The sequence below is a fragment of the Vicinamibacteria bacterium genome (genome assembly GCA_035620555.1).
GTDB lineage: Bacteria > Acidobacteriota > Vicinamibacteria > Marinacidobacterales > SMYC01 > DASPGQ01.
Genome location: DASPGQ010000168.1, coordinates 1 through 6,507, shown reverse-complemented (window position 1 = coordinate 6,507; position 6,507 = coordinate 1). Strand labels below are relative to the sequence as shown.

Annotated in this window: 5 protein-coding genes; 2 read left to right on the top strand and 3 right to left on the bottom strand. The window is 64.8% G+C overall.

The features are described from left to right. Window positions 1-257 (top strand): hypothetical protein (locus VEK15_06440; GenBank protein ID HXV60315.1); only part of this gene is annotated, 257 nt, incomplete at its 5' end. Between the two features lie 107 nt (window positions 258-364). Beyond that, on the top strand, window positions 365-4,024 hold the full coding sequence (locus VEK15_06435) for a CHAT domain-containing tetratricopeptide repeat protein (GenBank protein ID HXV60314.1): 3,660 nt from the start codon (window positions 365-367) through the stop codon (window positions 4,022-4,024). On the opposite strand, the gene VEK15_06430 is transcribed toward VEK15_06435, so the two are convergent. From VEK15_06430 to VEK15_06420, 3 genes are all read right to left on the bottom strand, one after another. Further along, on the bottom strand, window positions 4,021-4,857 hold the full coding sequence (locus VEK15_06430; GenBank protein HXV60313.1) for a hypothetical protein: 837 nt from the start codon (window positions 4,855-4,857) through the stop codon (window positions 4,021-4,023). The two genes, VEK15_06435 and VEK15_06430, sit on opposite strands and share 4 nt — an antisense overlap. A gap of 2 nt (window positions 4,858-4,859) precedes the next feature. Further along, window positions 4,860-5,561 (bottom strand): sigma-70 family RNA polymerase sigma factor, encoded by a 702-nt coding sequence (locus VEK15_06425; protein HXV60312.1) that lies wholly within the window; start codon window positions 5,559-5,561, stop codon window positions 4,860-4,862. A 537-nt stretch (window positions 5,562-6,098) separates the two neighbouring features. After that, window positions 6,099-6,507: hypothetical protein (locus VEK15_06420; GenBank protein HXV60311.1), on the bottom strand; the 409-nt coding region annotated here is incomplete at its 5' end.

Here is a 6,507-nt window from a genome sequence, read left to right as displayed (position 1 = left end):
CAGAGGTCCTGCTGGGGACTTTGTCCGGGAATGTCGTACGAGGAAGCATCACGGAAACACAACAGTCCGGTAACTGCGTCGCCCAGGAGACAGCAACCCACCAGTTCATGTTCTCGACGACCGGCTACGACGGAAGCATCGAAACTTCGGAGACCGTTCTTTCAGCCCCAGGCACCTGTAACATCTCCCCGCCCCCACCCTGCTACGATCGGCTCGTCATGGTCGGAGAGCGGTGCGTCGGCTGCGTCCCCTGCTAGGATTCCGCCGCAAGGGTCTCCTCCCGCCTCGCGACGGCCCAGGCCCACGCTGGTGGTATGCCCCGTAGGCAGACCGTGGTACGATCTGGCCAATCACGGGGGCGTCGATGAAGTTGATCCTGGCAGCCAGCCTCGTGTTCCTGCTCTTCGGTGGTCCGACGGCGACCGCTGACCCACAACCAGCGTCGGATACAGAAGAAGCTCCGGCGCCATCTGCGACTCAGGAAGTTCAGGCGCTCCTCGACGAGGTCGAGCGTTTGATCGAAGGGCAGGACCTAGCCGCCGCTCTGAACACGTCGGAAGCGGCTGTGGAGCTCGCTCGGAGCCGTGAGGACGCGGCTGGTGAGGCCCTTGGGTGGAGAGCACGGGCGCGTATCTTCGAGACGCAAGATCGGTTCGAAGACGCACTCGTCGCGTGGCGGGAGGTGCGCGAGGCTTGGAGGCGTGCCGCGGACGGGCCCGGGGAGATCGAGGCGATCGTGGCGGAGGCACGCGTGTTGCTGCGGGATCCCGCGTGGGACGCGACGGCCCTTTTGGACGAGGCGGTGGCGTTGATGGGAGCCGAGACGCGACGCCCGGTGGTTGCAGCGGAGACCTTGGGGAGAGTCGGAGATTCGCTGAGGGTCGCAGGGCGTATGAAAGAGGCCAACCGGTTATGTGCGTCCGCCGTCGAGCGACTCGAGGTTCTCGCACCCGATTCGCTTCCCCTCGCGACGAGCCTGAACAACCTTGGCAACGTAGCGGCGTCGCAAGGAGACCTGACGGGCGCGCAGGAGCGTTACCTTCGCGCGTTGACAATTCAGGAGGAGAAGGTACCCGGTTCGCTCGATGTGGCGACAAGCCTGAACAACCTCGGCATAGTCGCAGATCTACGGGAGAATTTCACTGGCGCAAGAGAGTACTACCTTCGCGCACTTGCGATTCGGGAGACGAAGGCACCAGCGTCGCTCGATGTGGCGACGAGTCTCTACAATCTCTGCGCCATGGCCTGGACGCAGGGGGATCTGACCGGCGCGCGCGAGTATTGCCTTCGCGCACTGACTATCCGGGAGGCGAAGGTGCCGGGCTCGCTCGATGTGGCAGAGACCCTCAATGCTCTTGGCGCGGTGGCCTATTCGCACGGGGACCTGCCCGGCGCACGAGCGTACTACCTCCCTGCGCTGGAGATCCGGGAGGCGAAGGTGCCGGGCTCACTCGAGGTAGCAGAGAGCCTAAACAACCTCGGCAATGTGGCCCTATCCCAGGGGGACCTCGGTGGGGCCCGGGAGTATCACCTTCGCGCGCTGGCGACTCGCGAGGCGAGATTGCCAGGTTCACTCGACGTAGCGGCGAGCCTCAACAATCTCGGTATCGTAGCTTATCTTCTAGGCGACCTGGCTGGGGCCCGGGAGTTTTATCTTCGCGCTGTGACGATCCAGGAGGCGAGGGATGGCGCCTCGCTCCATTTGGCGGCGAGTCTATCCAACCTCGGCGGCGTGGCAAGTCTCCAGGGGGATCTCGCTGGGGCTCGGGAGTTTTTCCTTCGAGGGCTGGTGATCCGGGAGACGAAGGCGCCGGGTTCTCCCGATGTGGGCAAGAGCCTGCTCTCCCTCGGCCGCGTGGCCGCATCGCTAGGGGACCTGACCGCCGCCCGGGAGTACTTCCTTCACGGGCTGGCAATCTTTGAGGCGAAGGCTCCGGGGTCCCTCGATTTAGCGATGTGCCTGGGCAACCTCGGCCTCGTAGTCCATGCGCAGGGGGATTTGGCAGGGGCGCGCGGGTATTTCGAGCGCGCGCTGGCGATCCGGGCCGAGAAGGCGCCGGACTCGCTCGACGTGGCGGTGAGCCTGCAAACCTTCGGCCTCGTGGCTCTGTCGCAAGGCGACCTGGCGGGCGCGCGTGGGTACTACGAGCGCGCGCTGGCGATCTTTGAGGCGAAGGCGCCGGACTCGCTCAGGGTAGCGACTGGCCTGAAAGACCTCGCAAACGTGGCCCGGCAAGAGCGAGAGTTCGCGCGCGCGCTGTCTCTTCTTGCCCAGTCCTGGAGGATCGTGCGACTGCAGGGCGCGCTCGTGACCGGGGACCAGGCCAAACAGGCGTTCGGCGAGACCTTCGCGGGCTATTCGACCGATCTGCTTCGAGTCCAACTCGATCTCGGGGAACGCTTGGCGGCGTTCGCCACCCTGGAAGAGAGCCGCTCGCAGGCACTACTGCAGATGCTGGCCCTTCGTGGAATCGAGAATCAACTCGACGACCCGAGCCTCTGGAACTCCTATCGCGAGGCCGAGTTTCGTTCTCAGCAAGGGACCAAGCGCCTGGCCGACGCATCCACTTCCCTCGATAAGGCCACGGCGGAGCTCGACGCCGCTCGGTCGGAGGGCGCTTCCGAAAGCGAGCTGGTTCGTAAGCAAGATCTGGTGACCGCGGCGACGACCGAGCGCGAAGCGGCCCTCGCCGAGTACACGCGTCTGCGTTTGGAGATGGAGGAGCGCCTGGCCGATGTGCGCAAGGCCATTCCGACCCTGCGGGAGGACGCCGTGTCGCTCGAGGACGCCCGGCGGGTTCTGCCGCCTGACTCCGTATGGGTCGCGTTTTCGGTGGGCGAGGAGGACACGGTCGTGTTTCTCGTGCCTTCGAGCCCCGGGGCCGAGATCACGGCCTACGTGCTCCCCATCAAGCAGGCGGAGCTGGCTGCGAGGGTCATCGCGATCGTCGAGCGGATCAGGTCGCGGCCGCCCCCTGCGAGGCCCGCATGGCGCCGCTCCGAAGCGGAACTGGTCGCGGCAGGCCGGGACCTTTACGGGTTGCTGTTTCCAGAGAGCGCCCGTTCGCGGATCGAGCAGGCGGCTCGGCTGATGGTCTCTCCGGACGACGTGCTGTGGGGACTTCCGTTTGCGGCTCTCGTGATGAACCAGGAAGGCGAGCCGGTCTGGCTGGGAGTGAAAAAACCGCTGAGCTTCCAGCAGTCGCTGTCGGCGTACGTGCGGGAGCGGGAGATTCACCAAGGCGTGGGCGATGGGGCTTTGATCGTGGGGAACCCCGACTTCGGATCGTCTGGCGCGGAGGAGGTCCGCGGCACGGAGCAGTCGGGAGCGCAGCGGAAGGCGAGGAAAACCGCCGCGACCGACGCCACTTCGACCCGGACGGTGGACTGGAGCCGCGGGGAGCGGTCGTACTTTCTGCTGGACGGCAAACCGCCGGCCGCGCTTCCTGGTGCGGAGCGCGAGGCGACCGAGCTGGCAGTGCTGTACGCGACCGACGCTTTGCTCGGTTCCGAGGCCACGGAGCCATCCGTGCGGCAGCGGATCTCGAGCGCGGGTGTGGTTCACCTGGCGACCCACGGCTACTTCCACCCGACGATGCCCATGGCGAGCGGGGTGTTGTTGTCGTTGCCGGACGTGGAGCCGGAGACGGGCAAGACGGACCGAGACGGTGTGCTTCAAGCGTACGAGCTTTCGGGCGAGCTGAAACTGGCGGCCGACTTGTTCGTCCTCTCGGCGTGCGAGACGGGTCGTGGTCGGATGGTGCGCGGGGAGGGGTTGGTTGGCTTGACCCGTGCGCTGCAGATGGCCGGGGCGCGGAGCGTCGTGGCGACACACTGGAGAATCGACGACGCCGCGACCGGCCGGATCATGGTGGCGTTTCATCGAAACGTGCTGGGTGGTTCGGCGAAGGACGAAGCGCTGCGGAAGGCGATGGAGGAGACCCACAGCCAAGGCTCCAAGCGCCATCCCTACTACTGGGCCGCGTACTTCCTGAGTGGTGCACCGGACGTGGCCGTGCGCTAGGGCTCGACGACGGTGAAATCCACGGTTTCGGAATCGATGAAGTTCGCGTCGACCGAAACACGGAGCTGGTAGGAACCAGGCGGAAGTAGGGTGCGCGGGACGCTGAAGTAGTACATTCCGGTTCCCGATCCTATGACCTTTCGTAGTTGTGTGGTCTCGACCGACCAGACCTGGATCCCGTCGTGGTACAGTCCAAAGGACCATGTTGCGCTGTCCAAGAACTCTTCATAGCCGTCTGGCAGCACGGCAAGGGTGATGTACGGCCGATCCGGTACGCGGAGCTCGAGGCTCGGGGCAGCAGCTCCACCCGATCTTTCTGGGGGTCTCAGACTATAGACATCGACGTGGCCGCCCAGGCTCGCCAGGTCAGACTGCAACGCGGACAGCTCGTCACGCACGGCCTGGATCTCTTCCCGCGATCGGTCCAACTGGCGTCGCGCCGCGCTGAGGTCGTTCGCCAGCGCCCAGCTACGTCTCACGCCCAGATAGCCCGGATAGGCGAGGATGACAAGAAGGAGCATCGCGGCCACCGCCGCGAAGGCGGGGGGACGGTGGTACAACCAGTTCAACCAACCGCCGCCGCCGGCATTCGAAGGGCTCGGTTTGGTGGTGCGTTCCAGAATCTCCTTGCGAAAGGACATCGAGAGACTGAGCGCGCGCAGGATCTCGTCTCGTTGGTCTGCGTTGGCCTCGCCGCGGACGTAGGCTTCGATCGTCGGGTGCGAGGGACGGCAGAAACGAGGTGATTCGGCTGGTAAGGCCTCGCGCAGCTCTTGATCGAGGGCGTCGTCGTCCCGATGCAGTGGATGCTGTCGATTGGTCTCGCCCGACATGGTCAAAAACCACTCTCGGCAAGGCACCGACGCAGCTGTTCCCTCGCCTCGTGTGTGATTCGGTAGATCTGGGTCGTCGTCAGGTTCAGAGCCCGCGCTATCGCGTCGCGAGAAGTCGGATGGTCCAATACGTACTGCATCACGGACCTGTAGCGATCGTTGAGCCGATCGAAGCACTCTTGGATCGCCGCTCGCAGCTTCGCCCGCAGCACGTCATCCTCGGGGTTCGGTCTCGGGTCGGGGATCCGTTCACTCTCTCTGTCCAGCTCCCCACGTCGTCGCGATTCGATTTGCAGTTTTCGATGGAGCTCGATGGCACGGTTCTTGGCGACCGTATGGAACCATGCGAGAAACGGAACTCCGGGACGCTCGGTGTACTCCCGTAACCTGCGGTAGTCACGATCGATGAAATGGGAGTAGATGTCGGCCAGAACGTCCTCCGCATGGTCGCGTGGGAACATGCTCAGGTAGCCGGACCGGTTCGCGCGGTACACCTCGTTGAAGAAACTCGCGAATGCTGTGCAGGCCTCCGCCGGGAATGGCCGAAAGCTGACGAACTGCAGGAAGACACCGTATCGTTCGAACAGGATGGACGCGGACACGTCGCGTAACCCTTTCTCGTACCAGATGAGAAACGCGGTCGCTTGAGCCGGCTCGAACTTCTTGATGCCAGCCGCCGGTCCGTCGAGGCAGATCCCGCGCATTGTCTCCGTTGCGCGGTCCCGACCCGTCGGATCCAGCTTCTCAAAGACCGACGGAGCCTGAGTTCGAGCGAACTCCGTGGCGAAGACAGCGAAGCGATTGGCCTCCCCAGCGGAAGCGCCAGCAACAAGCAACTCGCGCGCGAGATCCGCGAGCACGTCTCCCTTCGGGCAGGACGGTGCACGCCGGTTACTCCCGCTGACCATCTCGCGTTCTCCCGAGCAATCTCTTGGTGGGCCGACGAGTACGGCCGACCGGCGATTCATCGCTCTTTCGGTACTCACTTTCGGTACTCAGCGGCTGAAACCGTTCGTGGTTCGGTCCCCCTACATCCGAGATGCTCCGCAAGACAGGTTCCGCACCCGGGCTCATACGGGCTAACGTCCCTCGCCCCCGAATCTCGTACAGGAGATTATCCAACATCCCCGCAGATCCCCACAGAATACTCGGTATCGGGGAGCGCTTTCGCCGTGCCGGCAAGTATCCCACGTCCGGCTACCGGCGTTCGTGCGTAGCATATCCCAGGAGGGAACGACGGTTCAGGGCCGGGCCGCGCACGCCGCTCGAGTCGCCGTGGAGGCGGGACGAGTTGTGGTCCACGCGCTCGGAGAAGACCCAGCGCGACCGGAGCTCTGGCACCCTGCCGTACAGCAACGTGTCTGCCGCGCCAGCTTCGTGTCGACGACCTCGTAGGACCACGCGCCCAGATTGCTAGAACGATCGACGCGTAGCAGCACGTCGGCGCGGCCGCTCCATCGCCCGTCGGCAAGGGCAGCCTGGACGACTACCCCGGCGCCCTCGCGCATCGCCGCCGCGGTTCGCTCGAGTGCGGTGTCGCCCTCGATCTCGCGCAGGTCGACCACCTCGAGGCCCCCGGCACGCAGTTCGGCGACGTAGGATCCGTCCCTGGTTTCGTGGAAATGGAAAAACGGCGTAACCTCCTGCTGA

Excerpts from the sequence above, each read along its gene's own strand:
- VEK15_06435 (HXV60314.1), top strand. The coding sequence starts at position 365 with ATGAAGTTGATCCTGGCAGCCAGCCTCGTGTTCCTGCTCTTCGGTGGT.
- VEK15_06430 (HXV60313.1), bottom strand. The coding sequence starts at position 4,857 with ATGTCGGGCGAGACCAATCGACAGCATCCACTGCATCGGGACGACGAC.
- VEK15_06425 (HXV60312.1), bottom strand. The coding sequence starts at position 5,561 with ATGCGCGGGATCTGCCTCGACGGACCGGCGGCTGGCATCAAGAAGTTC.